The sequence below is a fragment of the uncultured Ruminococcus sp. genome (assembly GCF_946415235.1).
GTDB lineage: Bacteria > Bacillota > Clostridia > Oscillospirales > Ruminococcaceae > Ruminococcus.
On the sequence record NZ_CAMKRR010000025.1, the window covers coordinates 14,834 to 33,593 of the forward strand.

Genomic DNA, 18,760 nt, shown 5'->3' on the forward strand with positions numbered 1-18,760 from the left:
TTTTTTCATCAATTATTCAACTGTAACGCTCTTAGCAAGGTTTCTCGGCTTATCAACGTCGAATCCCTTTGCGACAGAAACATAATATCCAAGCAGCTGAAGAGGTATTACAGAGAGACTTCCTGCAAAATGAGGGTCAGTCTGCGGGATATATACCGTGAAGTCTGCAAGATCTTCAACGCTGTAGTTGCCATATGTTGTAAGTCCCATAAGGGAAGCGCCGCGGCTCTTTACTTCTACCATGTTGCTTACTGTCTTTTCAAAAAGATCCTGCTGGGTAAGAACACCGATAACCGGGATACCGCTTTCGATAAGACTGATAGGACCGTGCTTTAATTCACCTGCAGCGTATGCCTCGGAGTGGATATAGCTTATTTCCTTCATCTTGAGGCTTCCCTCGAGACCGATAGCATAGTCAATGCCGCGTCCGATAAAGAACGCATCCTTTGCACCTGCAAGCTTGGTCGCATACCACTGTATTCTTTCCTTGTCCTCAAGTATCTTCTCAATCTTGTCGGGTATAGTAAACAGTTCCTTAAGAAGCTCATCACACTTTTCTTCAGTCATTTCTCCTCTTGAAACAGCAAACTGAAGAGCAAGGAGGTATCCTGCTATAAGCTGTGTGCTGTATGCCTTTGTTGTTGCAACTGATATCTCGGGACCTGCAAGTGTGTAGAATACGTTATCGGCTTCACGAGCTATTGACGAACCTACAACATTTACGATACCGAGTGTCTTTATGCCTTTTTCCTTAGCTTCTCTGAGAGCAGCAAGGCTGTCGGCTGTTTCACCTGACTGACTGATGATTATAACAAGACTGTCCTTGACAAGAGTCATTTTTCTGTATCTGAACTCAGATGCAAGCTCTACTCTTACAGGAATAGATGTAAAGTCCTCGATAACGTACTGTACAGCCATACCTACATGATAAGCACTTCCGCAGGCAACTATATAGATCTGACTGATCTTCTGCATCTCTTCATCGGTAAGGCCGATATCGGAGAAGTCGATCCTGCCGTCCTTGATAACCGAATTGATAGTATCACGAACTACCTTTGGCTGCTCATGGATCTCCTTGAGCATAAAGTGCTCGTAGCCGCCCTTTTCAGCTGCTTCGGCATCCCACTTGATCTCTGTGAGAGGCTTTTCGATCTCCTCACGGTCGATATTATAGAATGTAACGGCACCTTTCTCGAGCTTAGCGATCTCCATATTGCCGATATAGTAAACGTTTCTTGTATATTTGAGGATAGCGGGAACATCTGATGCAACGTATGTCTCACCGTTGGCAATACCGATTATCATAGGGCTTTCCTTACGTGCTGTATAGATCTCACCGGGGAAATCCTTGAACATTACGCATAAAGCATATGAACCTCTTATTCTTATCATGGCACGTGCGATAGAATCAACAGGACCCAGGCCGTACTTCTTGAAGTAGTAGTCAATAAGCTTGACAGCAACCTCTGTATCTGTCTGAGAGTTGAAGGAATATCCGCTCTTTAAAAGCTTTTCCTTAAGCTCCTGATAATTTTCGATTATACCATTATGAACTGCGATAACATTTTCGTCGTCGCTGCAGTGTGGATGTGCATTCAGAGCAGACGGCTCACCGTGTGTTGCCCAGCGAGTGTGACCGATGCCACATTCGCCCTTGACAGCTTCGCCGTTATTTGTTTTCTTTTTCAGCTCTTCAAGCTTTCCGACAGCCTTAACTATCTTTGTTTTATTTTCTCCGTCTCTTACAGCAATACCTGCTGAGTCATAGCCTCTGTATTCGAGTTTTGAAAGTCCGTCAAGCAGTATTGCAGCAGCCTGAGAACTTCCTGTAAATCCAACAATTCCGCACATAGATCTGTTCCCTCCATAGAACTTTTATCATTCTCACTGAAAAGTTATAAGGCAATTTGTATTTTGCCATATCAGAATTATTATACATCAAAAGGATCGCTTTGTCAACAAAAAATCTGCATTTATCAGAAAATCAGTGATTCGGCCTTTGAGAATCGGGATTTTCAGCCCTCATTACAGGACTTTTTTCAACTCTTTTGCCAAGGAAGTTATCTGTTTTAACATCAAGCTTGAAGCTGTTTTCTTTTCTGTAATCAGCTGCTCCCTGTTTTTTATGTACAGATCTCATGCTCGATTTCATGATCGAAATCGCAATAAACGCAGCGATAAGACCTATAATAAGGCTTATGACGAAGGCAGATACAGGATTATATGTGCGCTCGGATACAGCGCTGTAGTTTTCATTGCCGCTGTTCTGCTCAGGCTCGATAGTATTAAACTCGATGATGTCACTGTCGTAAGAGTATTCATCGGTATCAGAAACATTTTCTGTATTTTCGCCGATAAATTCAAATTCGTAATCTGCATGGACTGTAATACTGCAGTTGAATGTCTTGAAATTTAAGAATATGGCTGAAAAAATAAACAAAGCAGATAATACCGCGATCATTCTTGTTCTCATTACTGTCACTCCCATCACGCAAGTCCCAGAAGAAGGGATAATCCGAAGCAGACAGCTGTAACACACGCGGCGATGCCGAAGAACCACCTTGTGGAAGCACCCTGGTCAATGGGGAGATCACCGACGAATTTTCCCGTCTGTCCGTTCATGGCAAAAATATACTTTTTATTTTCCCATGTGGTATTAAGTATCCATACGGGATATAATGCGTATTTTGCCTTTGCGTTATCGAGTCTGATAGAGCTGTTTTCACGCGATACTGTATTATATCCTTGTACTGTACTTGTAAATATCTGGTCGGTGGTAGCCTTTATTCTGTCATTGGCTCTTCCTATGCTGTCTTCAGCAGAAACATCGTACCTGTCTGCAAGATAACCTGACAAATAGGCAGTTTTGAACTCAACAGCGTCTTTAAAATCAAAGGGCTCAATGGATTCCATGAGTTCGTTCTGCATTTTTGTCGATCCGTCTACAGGTACTCTTTCGAATTCGACATTTCCTTCCCTCTGTATGGAATAATAGTTCCTTTCAACGTAATTGATCTTTCCGTCAGACCAGCTTCTCAGTTTTTCGCCTTTAAAAAGCATTTTGGCTTCGGCGTTTGCATCAAAAAGCCATACAGGAACATATACTCCCTTTATTTCGTCGATGTGGTTCTGATCCTTAAAGACCTTTGGAAGAAGCTTTCTTCCCTCAATGTGCTTCATCAGTGCCTCCTTTGCAGCCGCTTTATCATATTTGAAAGGTATGATATAATCGGGTTTAAGGTCACCCGTGAAGTTTCCTGACATTACAACAGGGTTGTCACAGTAAGGACATTTTGAAGCAGAAGTCGTAGGATCTGTGATTATCTCGCCTCCGCACGACTTGCACTTGTATACCTTCATATTCTCGGTCTCACCCTGCTGCCATTCGCCGCCTGCGCTGGAATCCCAGTTCATGTCGTCTTCTTTTATGTTTTCAAGACAGTTGTCGTGATCTTTTATTGAATCAACTTCAAATTCCGACTCGCAAAACGGACACTTCATTTTCTGCGAGGAAGAGTCAAATTCAAGCTTGCCGCCGCAGGCAGGGCATTTATATTCTATTACATCAGACATTCATTTCACCTCAGTATCAATATATTTCAACAGTTTAATGAATAAAATCACGCACTTTAAATATTTTTTGATAGCAGTATAGATCTAATTTAGATATCGTTGTTTTAAATTTTGAACGCAATATCGCATAAGAAATAAATAAATTCGGGAGAAAAAGAAATGAAATGAGATAAAGATTAATAAATAGTACAGCAGATATATCATTTCTCAAAAGCAGCGATCCTAAGATTGATTCTGAAAGCTGCAATATCAAATAAGTAAGTAAAAAGTATTTACTTAAAATTATCGGTTCCGGAATATCATCAATATACATATTACCCGTTTGACCATTCATAGCAAAGGTGTACGTTTTATTTCCGCAAGTTATATTTAAGAGCCAGATCGGTATAAGATAATATGTCATTTGCCTGTCATATATTACTTCCTCAAATTTGCCGTCAAATAGTTCGTTAAGCAGCTTATTATAATCCTTATGGGGATTTGATGGACCGACAGTTATTGCATCAGCTTGTTTTAATGTTTTTTCCGAACAACAATTTTTGATTTCGGGATCTGTATTTTCCATGGCATTTTTTGCACCGATAGAATATCTGCTTGCAAAATAACCTGAAAGGTATGCCTCGTTAAAAACTTCGGCTTTATTAAAATCAAAAGGCCAAAGAGAATAAAATACTTCGCTTTTGATGTCACTTTCATTAGCAAGTATGGGATAATTTTTAAGTTGAACAGATGAACAGAACGAGTAATCAACCGTTGTTTCGCAAGTACAGCTGTAACTCCATACAGGTATGTAGCAGCCAACTATTTTGTTGATAACTGCTTTATCCTTGAATTCTTTGGGAATAAATCTTATATCTGAAATATAATTCATGTATTTATCAGCAAATACCTGCTTCGGTATTTTGAACGGTATAACTTTATCGGGACGAATATCTTCTTTGAAATTCGATGACTTTATTACAGCATTTCCGCAAAACGGACATACAGAAGCTGCTGTCGATGATCTTGTTATGATCTTTGCGTTGCATGAAGGACAGTCTAATTCAACATAATGGTCGACTTCAAAAGGCTCCCATACTGCTTTTGATCTTTCTACCCAGTCAAAATCAGAATCTTTTTTTACTATGTGCGGGTGAAGGCGGTAGTACATATACTCAGGATCATATGTGTTTTTACAAAAACTACATGATAAACTATTTTGTTTTATATCATAATGAAGCGATGCTCCGCATGACGGACACTTATATTCAATCAAATCTGTCATTTTTTATCTCTTTCCTTTGAAAATAAACTATTTAAAATGGGCGGACGCCAAGGTCCGCCCGATATGTATCATTACTTTACAATATCATCATCAGTGAAAGGGTCGCCGCACTCAGGACAGAACTTAGGAGGATTCATCGGATCCTCAGGTTCCCATCCGCACTTGTCGCACTTGTAGAGTGGAGCTCCTTCAGGCTTCTTTTTGCCGCAGTTAGAACAGAACCTACCCTTATTTACCGATCCGCAGTCGCATGTCCAGCCGTCGGGAGTAAGTACTACAGGCTTTGATTTTCCGCAGCCTGAGCAGAATTTACCTGTATTTACTTCGCCGCATTCGCACTTCCATGAGTCAGACGAAGCAGCAGCGGGTGCTGCGGGAGCTTGTGCCATCTGTGCAGCCTGATTCTGCTGAGCCATACCAAAGAGGTTCTGTGCGTTAGTACCGCCTGCCTGCTGAGCCATTCCCATACCGAAAAGACCCATAGCAGCTCCGTTAGGGTTATTTGCAGCATTCTGCATAGCCTGTGCCTGAGCTTCAACAAGTGTTGCAGCTGCGTTGCCGGGATCACGGTTCCATGCTCTGTCTTCAAATTCCTGAATCCTCTTTGTATCTTCATCAGAGATAGTTGCGGAATTGATATTGACTGTCTGTATCTCGAGACCTCTCTTTTCCTTCCACATAGGATTTACTTCGGTCTCGATAGCAGTCTTTACTTCTCTCTGTCTGCCGGGGAGCTCGTCGTATCTTATTCCGGATGCGGATATGGAAGCAAATGCAGGCTGGAGTGAATCAAGGAACTCGCTCTTGAGCTGGTTGTCGAGCTGAGAACGTAAATACTTGTCAGTTACGTTTCCGCATACATTAACATAGAAAAGAACAGGATCGGCAATTCTGTAGGAATATACACCGTTGCAGCGAACGCCGACAGTAAAGCTTCTGCCGAGATCCTGATATGCCATTCTGAAAGGAACGGGGTTCTGTGTGCCGAACTTGTTGTCAAGCAGCTCCTTCATATTGAAGTAATAGATCCTCTGATCCTTTGCAGCTGTACCGCCGTGCTTGATACGCTCCCACATTTCTTTGAACATATCCTTGAGACCTGTACCGAAGCTGCTGTTGAAGATGCTTGGCGAAGTACCTGTCTGATACTTGTATACACCCGGCTGAGTAGCGATTTCCGTAACCATGCCCTGGTCTACCATGATCATTGCCTGACCTTCGTGAACTACGATACCGCTTCCGTCGGAAATTACATTTTCATTTCCTTTTGTGTTGGAAGAGTGCTTTCCAAGCTGTCTCTTAGCTCTTACAACGAGAACGTCGGTAGGAAGAGCGTCACAAGTATAGAACTCTTCCCATGTATCAGCAAGAGTCTGAGATGCTCCGACGAGAGCTGCCTGAATAATACCCATAATTATAGCTCCTTTCGGGAAAATAATCCCTATTAAAATTTTATTACGCGAAAAATAGCCATTTTTCGTCATTTACTTGTCAGCTGAAAACTAACATATTGTAATTATAACATATTTAAAGAAAAAATGCACTACCTTTTGTCAATTTTTTACTGTTTCAGATATATTTTTATCTTTTAACAATATTACTCCCAGTTTTTCCATATATCAGGCTGATAGCCTATAGTTGCTTTGGCTCCGTTCCTGACAACGGGAGTGACGATCACCTGAGGATTTTCCAGTATCTTTTCCTCCTTCGCTTCATCGGAAAGATACTGAAGAAGAGCGATCAGGTCTTTGTCCTTGTATTCCTGATTTATGAGCATATCAGTTCCGCCAACTGCTTTTTTGACGTTGTTGAACTCTCCTCTGCTCATTCCTTTTTCCTTCATATCTATAAACTGGTATTTTATATTGCGCTCCTTGAAGTAGCGCTCGGCTTTTTTGCTGTCAAAGCACTTTTTTGTGCCGAATATCTGTATATTCATCACTGATCCTCCGCTGCGAACGCCAATTCAATATTATCATCGGCTTTTTCAAGTTCAAATTTTATGTTGTGAAGCTTCAGACCGCTTTGTGCAAAGTAAAGTCTTATAGCTGAAAATCTCGAAAACATCGGAAGTGTGCATGAGAGTGACACAGGTTTGCCGTCGGTCCCGTTCCATGTGAGAGTACCGCTTGGTGTGCCCATTGAAAAAATCGTGATCGGAAGCTGAGCAAGGTGGCTTTGTGTTGACGAAGCCGTTACAGTGACCTTATACCAGCCGAGATTTTTTAATATCAAAGCAAAAGCATAGTTTTCGCCCTTTATGCTTTCGATATCTTCAAGATCAATATTCAGTTCTTTTTCAATATCATAAAATACAACGGGTTCATCCGAGCTGCTTTCGCTTTCTTCTCTGTTTATCACCTTTACTTTGATGTCATTTCCCATAATTCTGTCCATAGCATGAGTTGTCATGACAAAACTCAGCACATTCGCGGCGTTGCGCTGCAGTTCGCCTCTTGTGATCACACCGTTTTCAAGAGCCTGCATTATATCATCATCAACAGCCGAACTGTCAGCACATACCATATATACATCGTTCTGAGCCCGTATCATCGGGATATAATAACTTCTTTTCGGCTCTTCGCCGCGAAAGTTTACATTTGCCCACCAGTCAGTCATGGTTAGTCCTTTGAAGCCCCATTCGTCACGGAGGATAACAGTATTCAGATCGTAGCTGCCTGCTGTCCAGATTCCGTTCAGCGAACCGTAAGTGGTCATTATTGTCTGAGCTTCTCCTTCTTTTACAGCTATCTCAAAGCCTTTGAGGTATATTTCACGTAGAGCTCTTTCCGAAACGACTGAATCTATAAAGTGTCGGTTAGTTTCCTGATTATTTGCACAGAAATGCTTTATTGTACCTGTTACGCCCATGCTGTGAAGTCCTTTAAGCTCTGCGGCAGCCATCTGACCTGTCAGATATGGATCTTCCGAGAAATACTCAAAGTTTCTGCCGTTTAGCGGGTGACGGTGGATGTTCATTCCCGGGCCGAGAAGACAATCCACTTTATTTGCAGTCATTTCTGTTCCTGTGAACTCATACAGCTCCTGTATAAGCTCACGGTTGAAGGTCGAAGCAATGAGAGTTCCGTTCGGAAGACTAAAAGCCTTTGTACCGCAGTCAAGTCTCAGACCAGAAGGTCCGTCAGAGCAGCAGCAGGCAGGAACGCCTTTGTCGTTGAGCTCGTCGGATACTCCGCCGAATGCTGAAGCAGTACCTGCTGTGACACGCGGACTGCCCATTCCCTCGCCGCGTACTATTGAAGAAAGCTCATTATCGGACAGCTGAGCAATAAATTCTGTCATGGAGTTTTTACAGCTCTTAACGTCAGAAAGCTTTATTCCCTTGTCACCTGTATATTTTATCTCGGCAGGAAGCTTATCTGTACGGCGTTTAGCTTCATCGACTTTATTTGTCGGTACCGCCTCGGTTACGACTGTGTATTCGCTGCTGTTTTTAAGAGGTTTTACACGTTCAAAGGCAATAACAGGAGCAAGCGCCTGCGAACACTTTTCAACAACGATCGTATCTGCCAGGCTGAAAGAGTAAACTTTTTTCGCTTCTCTTACGTCAGAGCCTAACCAGAAGCTGTAATCCCCTTCTTCGAGTATCCAGCAATTTACGCTGCCGGAGGCTCCCAAATCGTCATACGAAGCAATATCGCGCTTAATTACGGACATTGAAAGCTCCTGAGATTCTCCCGGAGAAAGAGTTTTTGTTTTTGCAAAGCCGCAAAGAACTCTTGAAGGCTGGCCCAATCTGCCCTGCGGCTTTTCAACATAAAGCTGAACAACTTCTTTTCCCGAGAAATTGCCTGTATTTGTGACTTTTACATTAAACTTCAGGATATCATCGCCGTATGCGGATAAGAATTCAATGTTAAAGGTCGTATATGAAAGTCCGAAGCCAAATGGATAAATGACTTTTTCCCTTGCGAACGTCTCAAACCAGCGATAACCTACATATATATCTTCTTTATAGAACGAGCGGTCTTTTTGCCCGAAATTTGCTGCTGACGGGTAGTCACTGATATCACCTGCGACAGTATCGGGCAGCTTTCCTGACGGACTGACCTTACCTGTGAGAACGGCGGCAGTACCTGTTCCGCCTGTCATGCCTCCCTGCCATACGTACAGTAAAGCATCCGTGCCTATTTCAAGTATATCATTTATATCAACAAGACTTCCCACGTTGAGAAGAACGATAACTTTATCAAAGTGCTTCCTTACCTTTTTCAGCATATCCTTTTCGTCATCGGACAGAAGATACGAACCTGCTTCAAGCCGCGCGTCCTGTTCCTCACCTGCTGTTCTGCCAATTATAACAACAGCTCGGCTGCTTTCTTTGGAAGCTTCTTCAACGATATCATCTGTCAGTGGCATTTCTTTCTGCGACCACGGTTCATTTCCCCAGCCTTCGCCCTGATCGAAGGGATTTTTTTCGTCCCATTCCTTGTATATTCCAAGAAGCTTTTCGTTTATCCTGACTCCTGCTTCAATAAGTCCGTCAACGATACCTGTGACCTTTGAAACGTTTACCATACCACCCGAGCCTGTACCGCTTTTATAATAATGAAGCTGTATCCTGCCGAAAACGGCAACATTTTCATTCATATCCAGCGGAAGCGCTCCATTGTCGTTTTTTAGCATAACGATTCCCTCAGAGACAGTCTCTGCCGCTTTTTCGAGGTATTTGTTCCAGTCGAGTATTTTCTCCATATTTTTCGTCCCTCCTTTGAAATATGTGATTATATTATATCAAATATCACTTATAATTTCAAGTGGTTTGGTTGATTTTGAACATATTATTAATATAAAAATAAAAAAGCGGCAAGGTATTTCCCTGCCGCCAGATCTGATATTATCAGCCAAAGTATCTCTTAAGAAGACCTTCAAATGCCTTGCCGTGACGAGCCTCGTCCTTCGCCATTTCATGAACTGTATCATGGATAGCGTCAAGATTAAGCTCTTTTGCCCTTTTAGCAAGCTTCAGCTTGCCCTCTGTTGCGCCGTGCTCGGCAGCAACTCTCTTTTCTAGGTTTTCCTTTGTGGAAGATGAAAGAACTTCACCGAGAAGCTCTGCAAACTTTGCAGCGTGCTCTGCTTCTTCGTATGCAGCTTTTTCCCAGTATGCGCCTATTTCGGGATAGCCCTCCCTGTATGCTACTCTTGCCATTGCAAGATACATACCGACCTCTGTACATTCTCCGCTGAAGTTTGCACGAAGTCCGTCAAGAATTTCCTGATCTGTTACAGCCTTAGCAACGCCAAGCTCGTGCTCGCAGGCAAATACAAGCTTATCGCCTGTTTCCTTTTCGATAAATTTTGAACCTGGAACGCCGCACTGAGGACATTTCTCGGGCGGTGCATCTCCTTCGTGAACGTATCCGCAAACAGGACATACGTAAGTTTTCATAGTTGTTTACCTCCATTATTTTAAAAATATTGTTGAGTCCGAGCTAAGACACTGCCTTGCTTATATGGACAAAATCAAACCGAGTGTTTTACTCTGTCGTGCTCTTCGGCACGCTTTCCGTTGTTGAAACGGTCGAGAGTACCGACAAGATAACCTGTTATCCTTCTTATTCTGTCAAAAGGTACATCTTTGGCAAAATCGTATTCAAGATCAACGTACTCGCCGTCAATCTTTACTGTCATACCAAGTATCTCCCTGTCGCTGTACTTTTTCCTGCCGTAATCAATGTACGCATTGATCTCGTCCTGAGAAATCTGTTCTCCGATAACATTAACCTTCATTGTTTTCGACCTCCGTAGAAATAGTATTGACATTTGACTGAATATATTGTATCATATAAGAAACAAAAAATCTGTTGCATATGCAACAAAGGAGTGAAATTTTATGCTGCCCGAAGATAATATACTGTTTAAAGGAATAGAACAAGGTGACTGCCGCAGAATGATAAGCTGCTTCAATGCCGATATAAAGAAATTCAAGTCAGGAAACCGAATTATGGACTATTCTGATAATCCCGACAAGCTGGGTATAATCCTCAGCGGTACAGCAGTTATGGTAAGATATGATATAAACGGAGTCCGTTCTATCATGGAATCCCTTGGCGAGCAAAGCATTTTCGGCGTTTATTTCACATTTACGGCTTCGCAGAGGAGCGGAATAGAGATAATTGCGGAGAATGCGTGCGAGGTAATGTTCGTAAGGCGTTCCGAGATCACAAAAAGATGTGAAAACGCCTGTCAGTGCCATTCGCGGGTAGTCGAGAACCTTCTTGAGCTCATGTCGGAAAAGGCGGTTTCCCTCAATGAACGTATAGAAGTCCTCAGTCAGCGTTCAATCGAGGATAAACTTATAAGCTGCCTGAGTATAATAGAAGAAAAGACCCCAAAGGGAAAAGCTCCGCAGATACCATTTTCGACTACTGCCCTTTCCGACTATCTATGCGTAAACAGAAGCGCTCTCCAGCGTGAGATAACAAGGCTCAAAAAAGAGGGCATACTTACAATTTCAAAGCGGAAATTCAAGCTTTACAGATATCCTGATCAAAATGATTGACAGCTTAAAACAAATGTGATATAATATCACTTGTATTTTTATTTGAAAGGAATTATCATACTATGTTTTGGGAAATGATAAAAACCATTATACTCGGTATAGTCGAAGGAATAACCGAATGGCTGCCGATAAGCAGTACAGGACACCTTATCCTTGTGGAAAACTTTTTAAAGCTTGATCAGCCTAAAAAATTTACGGATATGTATGATGTAGTTATACAATTAGGCGCAATAATGGCAGTAGTCGTTATCTTCTGGAAAAAGCTCTGGCCATTCGGCAAAAAAAACAACTCTCGCCCGCTCAACAAGTCCCCCTTCGGACAGATGATAAAGACAGATATATTTATTATGTGGTTCAAGGTTCTTGCAGCCTGCATACCTGCCGCAATTATTGGTTTATTATTTGACGACTGGATAGATAATCATCTCAGAAAATTCTGGATTATCGCCATTGCACTCATCGTTTTTGGTGTAGCCTTTATTATCATCGAAAACTGGAACAAAAACCATAAGCCTATTGTTACAGATATATCTCAGCTTACTTATAAAGCTGCATTTATAATCGGCGTTTTTCAACTTATTGCCGCACTTTTCCCAGGAACTTCGCGTTCTGGTGCAACGATTGTCGGCGCTTTATTAATTGGTATAGCAAGACCTGTTGCGGCAGAATTTACATTCTATCTTGCTGTTCCAACAATGTTCGGTGCAAGCCTTTTAAAAATAGTTAAATATGCTACAGATGATGAAGGTGGCTTCACTTCACCACAGATTTGTATACTTCTTGTAGGAATGATCGTTGCATTTGTTGTATCGGTAATTGTAATCAAATTCCTTATGGATTACATAAAGAAGCATGATTTCAAGGTATTCGGCTGGTACAGAATAGCACTCGGAATACTTGTGATCGCATATTTCGGCATAAAGGCTATGGTAAAATAAATATAAAAAAGGCAGCTCAAAAAGCTGCCTTTTAATTATTCCTCAAATGAATCAAGATCAATGCCTGCAAGAAGCTCTTTAAGCTCTGCAAGCTCATCTGCTGTAAGTGTAACGCCCTTGCCCATTCTTGAGTGATCGGGTGACCATTCACGAATGTCATACTTTGGCTCGTGATCGTTCCAGCTTACCATATTAAGCTCTTTTGTCCATCCTTTAGCGTTTTCTGAGAGAACTCCCAACTTTTCGGTTATTTCGTATTTAAGCTCTGCCATAATAATACTCCTTTCAAGATCAGGCTGATAAACCATTCAATTTAATATTATAACATAAAAAATTTGATTTGTCTATACCTGACAAGAAAAAAATTCAGATAGATACTCTGAGATAATCAAGAGCTTTGCTGTATAGCTGGCGCGGGCGGCTTTTATTGGTGATAAGAGATTCTGCAAATGCTACGGCGTCCTCGATATTTCGTGAGAAATCCGCGATACATTCCTTGTCGCCGCTTTTCTTGTCAACTACTTCAACTCCGTATGTAATGACTTCATCGCCGTATATCACCATTTTTCCGCTCAATACCCTGTATGCCACCTTATTGTCACCGAATATCTCCATATATAAGGTCTTATCACGTACATCATGCTTTATTCTTTTTACTATCCCGAACATTTTTATGCTCCTTCCTTTGCTTTATGTTTTTCTTGTACCCTATTTAACCATTCGGACAATATATGCCTTGCGGCAGTTATTGAGTACGTATTAATTATAACATCGGAAGCTTTTAATGTGAACGGGCATTTTTATGTAAATTAATAGGTATTTACGCAAAATATGGCGAAAATGCGTTCGGGAGCATGATTTTTTCAGTCCATATCGTTTATCTGCATATAAATTCGCTGCATCTGCATATCTGTTTCAGCTATCCTTTCGGCACATTCGCGGAGCTCCTGCGATATATCGCTCGGAATATCAGCGGAAGTCTTGTATTTAAGCTGATGTTCAAGACTTGCCCAGAAATCCATGGCTATAGTGCGTATCTGTATCTCAACGGGAGCGTATTCCTTGTGAGTTGACAGATAAACGGGAACATTAAGTATGATATGATAGCTCCTGTATCCGCTTGGCTTGGGATTTTTTATATAATCCTTGCGCTTTATGACCGTAAAATCATCGCGTCTGCTCAGCATTTCCACAATAGCGTAAATATCCGTGATATAATAGCAGGTCACTCTTATGCCCGCAAGGTCGAGCAGATTCTTTCTTGCGGCATCGGGTGTAATGGGAAGTCCCTTCTTCTGCAGCTTGCCTATTATTGACTGCGGAGATTTAAGCCTGCTTTCTATGTTGTGTATGGGATTTCGCTGAAATTTAACACCGAATTCGTTATCGAGTATATTCAGATACGTCTTTACGACCTCTATTGCGGAGTCGTAAAGATGCTGAAGCTGTAAAAAATCATAAAAGACATGGGAAAACATTTCCTTCATGGACTCGCTGTTGTCTGTTAACGCAGGAAGATTGTCAAATGCTTCAATGTAAAAGTCCTTTTCGCTCATCTGTCTCTACCCTTTCTTTATTATATCTTTGGATTCAATCCTCGCCTTCTGTGTAATCGAAGTTGCTTGCTGTATTTTCAGCCTTGCTGAACTGAGTTTTATAGAGCTCGGAGTAAACTCCGCCGCGGTTTACAAGGTCGCTGTGTGTACCTCTTTCAGATATGACGCCGTCCTTTATTACAAGTATCTCATCAGCGGCAAGAATGGTGGAAAGCCTGTGAGCGATAAGAATACTTGTACGTGAAGAGATAAGCGGCTCGATAGCGTCCTGTATCTTCTGCTCTGAAATGGAGTCAAGAGCAGATGTTGCTTCATCGAATATCATAAGTGCAGGATCCTTCAGAAGCACTCTTGCGATGGAAATTCTCTGTTTTTCACCGCCCGAAAGCTTAAGCCCTCTGTTTCCGACCACAGTATCGAGACCGTTCTCCTGCTTTTCGATAAATTCATATATATTTGCCTGCCTGCAGGCTTCGATAAGCTCTTCTTCTGTTGCATCGGGCTTTGCATAAAGGAGGTTTTCGCGGATAGTTCCGTTGAAAAGGTATGTTTCCTGACTTACAATACCGATGTGCTCCCTCAGGTATGACAGATCGAGATTTCTGACATCTGTACCGTCAAACAGCACAGAACCCGCTGTAACATCATAAAGCCTCGGTATCAGGTTTACAAGGGTACTCTTTCCCGACCCCGACGGACCTACAATTGCAATACATTTGCCGCTGTCAAGCTTGAATGTGATATCATCAAGTATCTGACGCTCCTTATCGTAGTAAAAGCCGACATTTCTGAACTCGACCTCGCCCTTTGGCTCAGTCTCCGGAGTTATGGCGTCTGGAGCGTTCTCAATCTCGGCAGGCATATCGAAATACTCAAAGATACGTGTGAACATAGCCATTGAACGTATCCAGTCTACCTGTATATTGAGAAGCTGATTTACAGGGCCGTACATTTTGCCGAGAAGTGCGACGAGAACCGTAATATCGCCGACTGTAAGATCCGAGTCGAACTTCATCATAAGAATGCCGCCTGCAAGGTATATGAGCATAGGACCTATACTCGAAAAAGTAGTGAGTGCAACTCTGAACCAGCGGCCTGCCATACCCTCGCGTATATTCAGCTTTATCATTTTATGATTGACTTTTTCGTATTTTTCGTATTCTGTCTTTTCCATTCCGAACAGCTTTACAAGAAGCTGTCCGCTTACGGACATAGTTTCGTTGAGTATCCCGTTTATTTCATCGCTGCAGGCTTGTGATTCCTTTGTGATGGTCCATCTTGTTTTACCTGCGCTCCTTGTCGGTATCGCAAAAAGCGGAACAACGAGCATACCCACGATAGCAAGCACCCAGTTCTGCCTGAACATAACTATCAATGCTACGATGAGCGTAATGGAGTTTGACAGGATGCTTGTGAGAGTATTTGTGATTATCTGCTGCACACCCGAAATATCGCTGGTCATTCTGGTTATGATATCGCCTTGATTATTTGAAGTAAAAAAGCGCTGTGACATCTTTTGCAGATGTGCATACATTTTATTACGCATATCATAGGTTATATGCTGAGCTATCCATGTATTCATATAGCTTTCAAGCACACCTATAAGATTTGCCGCAAGAGTCACTGCAAGCGACATAACAATAAAGAAAACAAGCTTATTGAGGCTTCTTCCGATCAGCCCCTCGTCGATTATCTTACCTGTAAGTACTGACGGAAGCAGATTAAGTATCGAAGATATGATTATAGCGAAGAGCACTATCATCATCTGTTTCCAATAAGGCTTAAGATATGAGAATATCCTTTTAAGAAGCTTTGAAGTTACTTTCGGGCGATTTTTCTTCTCTTCATCGGTGAGATAGCCCATTCCTCTCGGTCCGCCTACGGGTGGCATTGTATATCAACTCCTACACTTATTATTCTATGAGGTCGATAGCTTTGTTTACAGCTACGATATAGTCGTCTCGTGCTGCAAGCTCGTTTGCCGATCTGAGCTCTTTTTTGAGCTTATCGGGCAGCTTTTCGTCTGAATATGCAATAATCGTCTTTGTATTTATGTCAAGCATGAGCATGATGCCCTTTTCGTCCTTATACTTTCGCTTATAGTACGTTTTTAATATCTCCTCGTTTGAAATTGAAGAGCCGTTCCTTGTTGAAAGGACTGTAACGTCTTTTTTCAAGGCAGAAAGCCGCTTTTCAATAGGCTGGATATCCTCATATGCGAATACCTGCGAGTTGTCAATCATATGTTCGGGACAAACCTCTCCGAGCTGAAGCAGTCTCATGATACCGCTTCGGTAATCGCCGCCAATAATTTCCTTTGTCGCCCAGTACATGGCGTTATCGGCGGTTTTCTGCCCGATATTCACAAGACATGAGCCTGTTCGGTAAACTATATCCTCGTTTGTTGCGTTATTGATAAGTACAACAAGTCCGCTTCCCTTTCCTTCATATATTTCGCTGAACTGTTCAGCAGCATAATCATATGGAGCTTTTCCCTCAAGGTCATTAGTAGTTATAACCGCCGCATTTATAAGCTTATTCTCATATAGCCAGCCTGCGTAATCACTGCAGGCTCTGAGGTCTTCCGCACTGAGCAGCGAAGCCTTGTCAAAAACGTAAGTACCGTCAGACGGCTCAACATTTCTTTCTGTGAAGGGCTGACTTGTTGCTTCTCGGTTTTTAGCGGTCTCATTGGAAACTTTATCCGATGAACAGCCTGTAAGAATCAGCCATGAAAAAGACAGGGTTATGGCTGTCAAAAAAATTTTTTTCAAAAAATCATCCTCTGCACTTGTATTTATACTTATATTTTAGTATAATTTAATAGAAAAATCAAGTGCAAAACCGCATTTTATTTGTATAAAGTTTTACAAAAGGAGCTTTTCTATGGATTATAAAAAAAAAGGCAATGATATTATAGTTTCTGAAAATGACCTTGATCTTGATGAAACTCTCGACTGCGGACAGGCTTTCAGGTGGAAGAAAATCCCCTCGGACTATGCCTGTACTTATACAGGTGCTTTTGTGAATGATAAGCTTACAGTATCCCAGACGGATAAGGGAATGTTTATTTTTCATGATACTGACGAAGCGACTTTCCTGAACAAATGGGTAAGCTATTTCGACTTTGAAACGGATTATTCGGAACTTAAACGCTGCTTTTCGGAAGATGAGACGCTTTCAAAGGCGTGTGATTACGCAGGCGGTATAAGGCTTCTGAAGCAGGACAGCTGGGAATGCCTTATTTCCTTTATTATTTCCCAGAATAATAATATCCCAAGGATAAAGGGAATAATCGACAGGCTCTGCGAGCATTACAACGGTGAATTTCCCGCAGTTGACCAGCTTTCAAAAGAAAATGCCGATTCCCTCGGTTACCTGCGAAGCGGCTTCAGGGCAAAATATCTTGAAGATGCAGCTTCAAAAACAGCTTCAAAAGAGATTGAGCTTGAAAAGATCGCAAAAATGCCCATTGATGACGCCCGAAAGGCTCTAAAAAGCATAAAGGGCGTAGGACCGAAAGTGGCTGAGTGTGTTCTGCTTTTCGGAATGTACAGGACAGAAGCATTTCCCGTAGATGTCTGGATAAAAAGAGTCCTTGCACAGTACTATCCCGGCGGCTTTCCCGCTTTTGCTCAGCAAAATGCAGGAATTGCCCAACAGTACCTTTTCCACTACATAAGAAGCATTTCATAAAAGGAGATACACATGGAACATAAAATATCTGACGATATCGTCAGCAAAGCTTCAAGGCAGATCATATGTACACCGAGCCCTTCTGCCAAAAATACCTTTTTTTATGTTCAGGAGGCAGGATACGCCGTAAAAGGCGAAGCCTCCGTTCAGCACAGAAATAACCTTGATTCATTCCTGATAGCTGCTGTTGTCGGCGGTTTTGGGGAACTGATGGTCGGTGATGATACATTTCATCTTATTAAAGGTGACTGCTTTTTTGTTGACTGCTGCCAGCCGTATTATTATAAAAGCTCTGAAGCAGAGCCGTGGGATCTATTATGGATACACTTCAACGGAAGCACCTCTCAGCAGTATTATGATTTTTTCACTTCACAGTCAAAGGCTGTATTCAGACCACAGTTTTTTGACAGGGTCGTATCCGCTATCACCGAAATAATAGATATAAACGATGAAAAGCAGCCTGATGCGGAGATACTTAGCTCAAAGCTGATAGTTGATCTTCTTACAACAGCCCTGACCGTTAATCAGAACGATCAGCAGTTCGATTCTGCTTTGAAGCAGAAGCTCCTTTCTGTACATAATTACATTGACGAACATTTCGCCGAAGATCTTTCTCTCGAAAAGCTTTCGTCACAGTTCTATATAAGCAAGTACTACCTTACAAGAGAATATAAGAGGATATACGGCAAAACTATCTTCCAGCACATAATAACCGCAAGGATAAACTACGGCAAGAAGCTGCTTCGTTTCTCGGATAAGACCGTCGAACAGATAGCTCATCTCTGCGGCTTCAACGATCAGAGCTATTTTGCAAGACAGTTCAAGAAATCTGAAAATCTGACCTGTTTTGCATACCGAAAAAAGTGGAGAGAATAATACATAAAACAAAAAAGAGAGCGAAAGCTCTCTTTTTTTATGACCAGACCGATAAGCCGTGTTCTGTCGAGTGCGGTAATTTATCTACTCTTATCGTCGCCGATAAGCTCAAGCCGCCATTACTTGTTATCCGCCGAGCAGACGTTGAGATAACAAGCACCAATAGGCGTTGCATCGGATAGGGTTTACATAGCAGTACCGTCTCCGGCACTCTGGTGAGCTCTTACCTCGCCTTTCCACCATCACCGTCATAGGACGGCAGTATATCTCTGTTGCACTTGCCCTAAGGTCGCCCTCGGCTGCCGTTAGCAGCTACCCTGCTCTGTGATGC

General features: G+C 42.1%; 18 protein-coding genes and 1 other RNA gene. 4 read left to right on the forward strand and 15 right to left on the reverse strand.

Annotated elements, in window-relative coordinates; translation table 11 throughout:
- Nucleotides 1-12 precede the first annotated feature (12 nt).
- The 9 genes from glmS to nrdD form a co-directional block, all read right to left on the reverse strand.
- On the reverse strand, nt 13-1,851 hold the full coding sequence (gene glmS, locus Q0R37_RS07015; RefSeq protein WP_294752798.1) for a glutamine--fructose-6-phosphate transaminase (isomerizing): 1,839 nt from the start codon (nt 1,849-1,851) through the stop codon (nt 13-15).
- A gap of 133 nt (nt 1,852-1,984) precedes the next feature.
- Complete coding sequence (locus Q0R37_RS07020; RefSeq protein WP_294752800.1) at nt 1,985-2,473, reverse strand: hypothetical protein; 489 nt, start codon at nt 2,471-2,473, stop codon at nt 1,985-1,987.
- Nucleotides 2,474-2,487: 14 nt separating this feature from the next.
- Nucleotides 2,488-3,573 (reverse strand): hypothetical protein, encoded by a 1,086-nt coding sequence (locus tag Q0R37_RS07025; protein ID WP_294752802.1) that lies wholly within the window; start codon nt 3,571-3,573, stop codon nt 2,488-2,490.
- A gap of 34 nt (nt 3,574-3,607) precedes the next feature.
- The gene (locus Q0R37_RS07030; RefSeq protein ID WP_294752804.1) at nt 3,608-4,837 is read right to left on the reverse strand and encodes a hypothetical protein; all 1,230 of its coding nucleotides are present in this window, start codon (nt 4,835-4,837) and stop codon (nt 3,608-3,610) included.
- A 71-nt stretch (nt 4,838-4,908) separates the two neighbouring features.
- On the reverse strand, nt 4,909-6,249 hold the full coding sequence (locus tag Q0R37_RS07035) for an SPFH domain-containing protein (protein WP_294752806.1): 1,341 nt from the start codon (nt 6,247-6,249) through the stop codon (nt 4,909-4,911).
- A gap of 185 nt (nt 6,250-6,434) precedes the next feature.
- Nucleotides 6,435-6,776: an arsenate reductase family protein gene (locus Q0R37_RS07040; protein ID WP_294752808.1), complete on the reverse strand. Its 342-nt coding sequence runs from the start codon at nt 6,774-6,776 to the stop codon at nt 6,435-6,437.
- On the reverse strand, nt 6,776-9,553 hold the full coding sequence (locus Q0R37_RS07045) for a glycoside hydrolase family 3 protein (RefSeq protein WP_294752810.1): 2,778 nt from the start codon (nt 9,551-9,553) through the stop codon (nt 6,776-6,778). The genes Q0R37_RS07040 and Q0R37_RS07045 overlap by 1 nt, the downstream gene beginning before the upstream one ends.
- Before the next feature lie 145 nt (nt 9,554-9,698).
- Entirely contained in the window at nt 9,699-10,250 is a 552-nt protein-coding gene (locus Q0R37_RS07050; protein ID WP_294752812.1) for an NADH peroxidase, read from the reverse strand.
- Between the two features lie 74 nt (nt 10,251-10,324).
- Nucleotides 10,325-10,591, reverse strand: coding sequence for an anaerobic ribonucleoside-triphosphate reductase (nrdD, locus tag Q0R37_RS07055; RefSeq protein ID WP_294752814.1), 267 nt, complete (start codon nt 10,589-10,591; stop codon nt 10,325-10,327).
- 103 nt (nt 10,592-10,694) lie between these two features.
- On the opposite strand from nrdD, the gene Q0R37_RS07060 reads away from it, so the two are divergent.
- Together Q0R37_RS07060 and Q0R37_RS07065 are read left to right on the forward strand one after the other, a co-directional pair.
- A complete protein-coding gene (locus tag Q0R37_RS07060) occupies nt 10,695-11,363 on the forward strand; it encodes a Crp/Fnr family transcriptional regulator (protein WP_294752816.1) in 669 nt (222 codons plus the stop codon).
- Nucleotides 11,364-11,425: 62 nt separating this feature from the next.
- A complete protein-coding gene (locus tag Q0R37_RS07065; protein ID WP_294752818.1) occupies nt 11,426-12,301 on the forward strand; it encodes an undecaprenyl-diphosphate phosphatase in 876 nt (291 codons plus the stop codon).
- Nucleotides 12,302-12,336: 35 nt separating this feature from the next.
- On the opposite strand, the gene Q0R37_RS07070 is transcribed toward Q0R37_RS07065, so the two are convergent.
- From Q0R37_RS07070 to Q0R37_RS07090, 5 genes are all read right to left on the reverse strand, one after another.
- Nucleotides 12,337-12,573 (reverse strand): PC4/YdbC family ssDNA-binding protein, encoded by a 237-nt coding sequence (locus Q0R37_RS07070; protein ID WP_294752820.1) that lies wholly within the window; start codon nt 12,571-12,573, stop codon nt 12,337-12,339.
- A gap of 94 nt (nt 12,574-12,667) precedes the next feature.
- A complete protein-coding gene (locus Q0R37_RS07075; protein WP_294752822.1) occupies nt 12,668-12,970 on the reverse strand; it encodes a hypothetical protein in 303 nt (100 codons plus the stop codon).
- Nucleotides 12,971-13,164: 194 nt separating this feature from the next.
- Nucleotides 13,165-13,857, reverse strand: coding sequence for a GTP pyrophosphokinase family protein (locus Q0R37_RS07080; RefSeq protein WP_294752824.1), 693 nt, complete (start codon nt 13,855-13,857; stop codon nt 13,165-13,167).
- Between the two features lie 34 nt (nt 13,858-13,891).
- Nucleotides 13,892-15,748, reverse strand: a complete 1,857-nt coding sequence (locus Q0R37_RS07085; RefSeq protein ID WP_294752826.1) for an ABC transporter ATP-binding protein — start codon at nt 15,746-15,748, stop codon at nt 13,892-13,894.
- Between the two features lie 22 nt (nt 15,749-15,770).
- A complete protein-coding gene (locus tag Q0R37_RS07090; protein WP_294752828.1) occupies nt 15,771-16,631 on the reverse strand; it encodes a TPM domain-containing protein in 861 nt (286 codons plus the stop codon).
- Nucleotides 16,632-16,743: 112 nt separating this feature from the next.
- Between Q0R37_RS07090 and Q0R37_RS07095 the strand changes: the two genes are divergently transcribed.
- Together Q0R37_RS07095 and Q0R37_RS07100 are read left to right on the forward strand one after the other, a co-directional pair.
- Nucleotides 16,744-17,553: a DNA glycosylase gene (locus Q0R37_RS07095; RefSeq protein WP_294752830.1), complete on the forward strand. Its 810-nt coding sequence runs from the start codon at nt 16,744-16,746 to the stop codon at nt 17,551-17,553.
- Between the two features lie 12 nt (nt 17,554-17,565).
- A complete protein-coding gene (locus Q0R37_RS07100) occupies nt 17,566-18,429 on the forward strand; it encodes an AraC family transcriptional regulator (protein ID WP_294752832.1) in 864 nt (287 codons plus the stop codon).
- A 36-nt stretch (nt 18,430-18,465) separates the two neighbouring features.
- Here the strand turns inward: Q0R37_RS07100 and rnpB are convergent.
- An RNA gene (gene rnpB / locus Q0R37_RS07105) (RNase P RNA component class A) lies at nt 18,466-18,760 on the reverse strand; the annotation flags it as partial.

Excerpts from the sequence above, each read along its gene's own strand:
- Q0R37_RS07030 (WP_294752804.1), bottom strand. The coding sequence starts at position 4,837 with ATGACAGATTTGATTGAATATAAGTGTCCGTCATGCGGAGCATCGCTT.
- nrdD (WP_294752814.1), bottom strand. The coding sequence starts at position 10,591 with ATGAAGGTTAATGTTATCGGAGAACAGATTTCTCAGGACGAGATCAAT.
- Q0R37_RS07085 (WP_294752826.1), bottom strand. The coding sequence starts at position 15,748 with ATGCCACCCGTAGGCGGACCGAGAGGAATGGGCTATCTCACCGATGAA.
- glmS (WP_294752798.1), bottom strand. The coding sequence starts at position 1,851 with ATGTGCGGAATTGTTGGATTTACAGGAAGTTCTCAGGCTGCTGCAATA.
- Q0R37_RS07080 (WP_294752824.1), bottom strand. The coding sequence starts at position 13,857 with ATGAGCGAAAAGGACTTTTACATTGAAGCATTTGACAATCTTCCTGCG.
- Q0R37_RS07040 (WP_294752808.1), bottom strand. The coding sequence starts at position 6,776 with ATGAATATACAGATATTCGGCACAAAAAAGTGCTTTGACAGCAAAAAA.
- Q0R37_RS07065 (WP_294752818.1), top strand. The coding sequence starts at position 11,426 with ATGTTTTGGGAAATGATAAAAACCATTATACTCGGTATAGTCGAAGGA.
- Q0R37_RS07100 (WP_294752832.1), top strand. The coding sequence starts at position 17,566 with ATGGAACATAAAATATCTGACGATATCGTCAGCAAAGCTTCAAGGCAG.
- Q0R37_RS07095 (WP_294752830.1), top strand. The coding sequence starts at position 16,744 with ATGGATTATAAAAAAAAAGGCAATGATATTATAGTTTCTGAAAATGAC.
- Q0R37_RS07035 (WP_294752806.1), bottom strand. The coding sequence starts at position 6,249 with ATGGGTATTATTCAGGCAGCTCTCGTCGGAGCATCTCAGACTCTTGCT.
- Q0R37_RS07060 (WP_294752816.1), top strand. The coding sequence starts at position 10,695 with ATGCTGCCCGAAGATAATATACTGTTTAAAGGAATAGAACAAGGTGAC.
- Q0R37_RS07025 (WP_294752802.1), bottom strand. The coding sequence starts at position 3,573 with ATGTCTGATGTAATAGAATATAAATGCCCTGCCTGCGGCGGCAAGCTT.
- Q0R37_RS07075 (WP_294752822.1), bottom strand. The coding sequence starts at position 12,970 with ATGTTCGGGATAGTAAAAAGAATAAAGCATGATGTACGTGATAAGACC.
- Q0R37_RS07050 (WP_294752812.1), bottom strand. The coding sequence starts at position 10,250 with ATGAAAACTTACGTATGTCCTGTTTGCGGATACGTTCACGAAGGAGAT.
- Q0R37_RS07045 (WP_294752810.1), bottom strand. The coding sequence starts at position 9,553 with ATGGAGAAAATACTCGACTGGAACAAATACCTCGAAAAAGCGGCAGAG.
- Q0R37_RS07020 (WP_294752800.1), bottom strand. The coding sequence starts at position 2,473 with ATGAGAACAAGAATGATCGCGGTATTATCTGCTTTGTTTATTTTTTCA.
- Q0R37_RS07070 (WP_294752820.1), bottom strand. The coding sequence starts at position 12,573 with ATGGCAGAGCTTAAATACGAAATAACCGAAAAGTTGGGAGTTCTCTCA.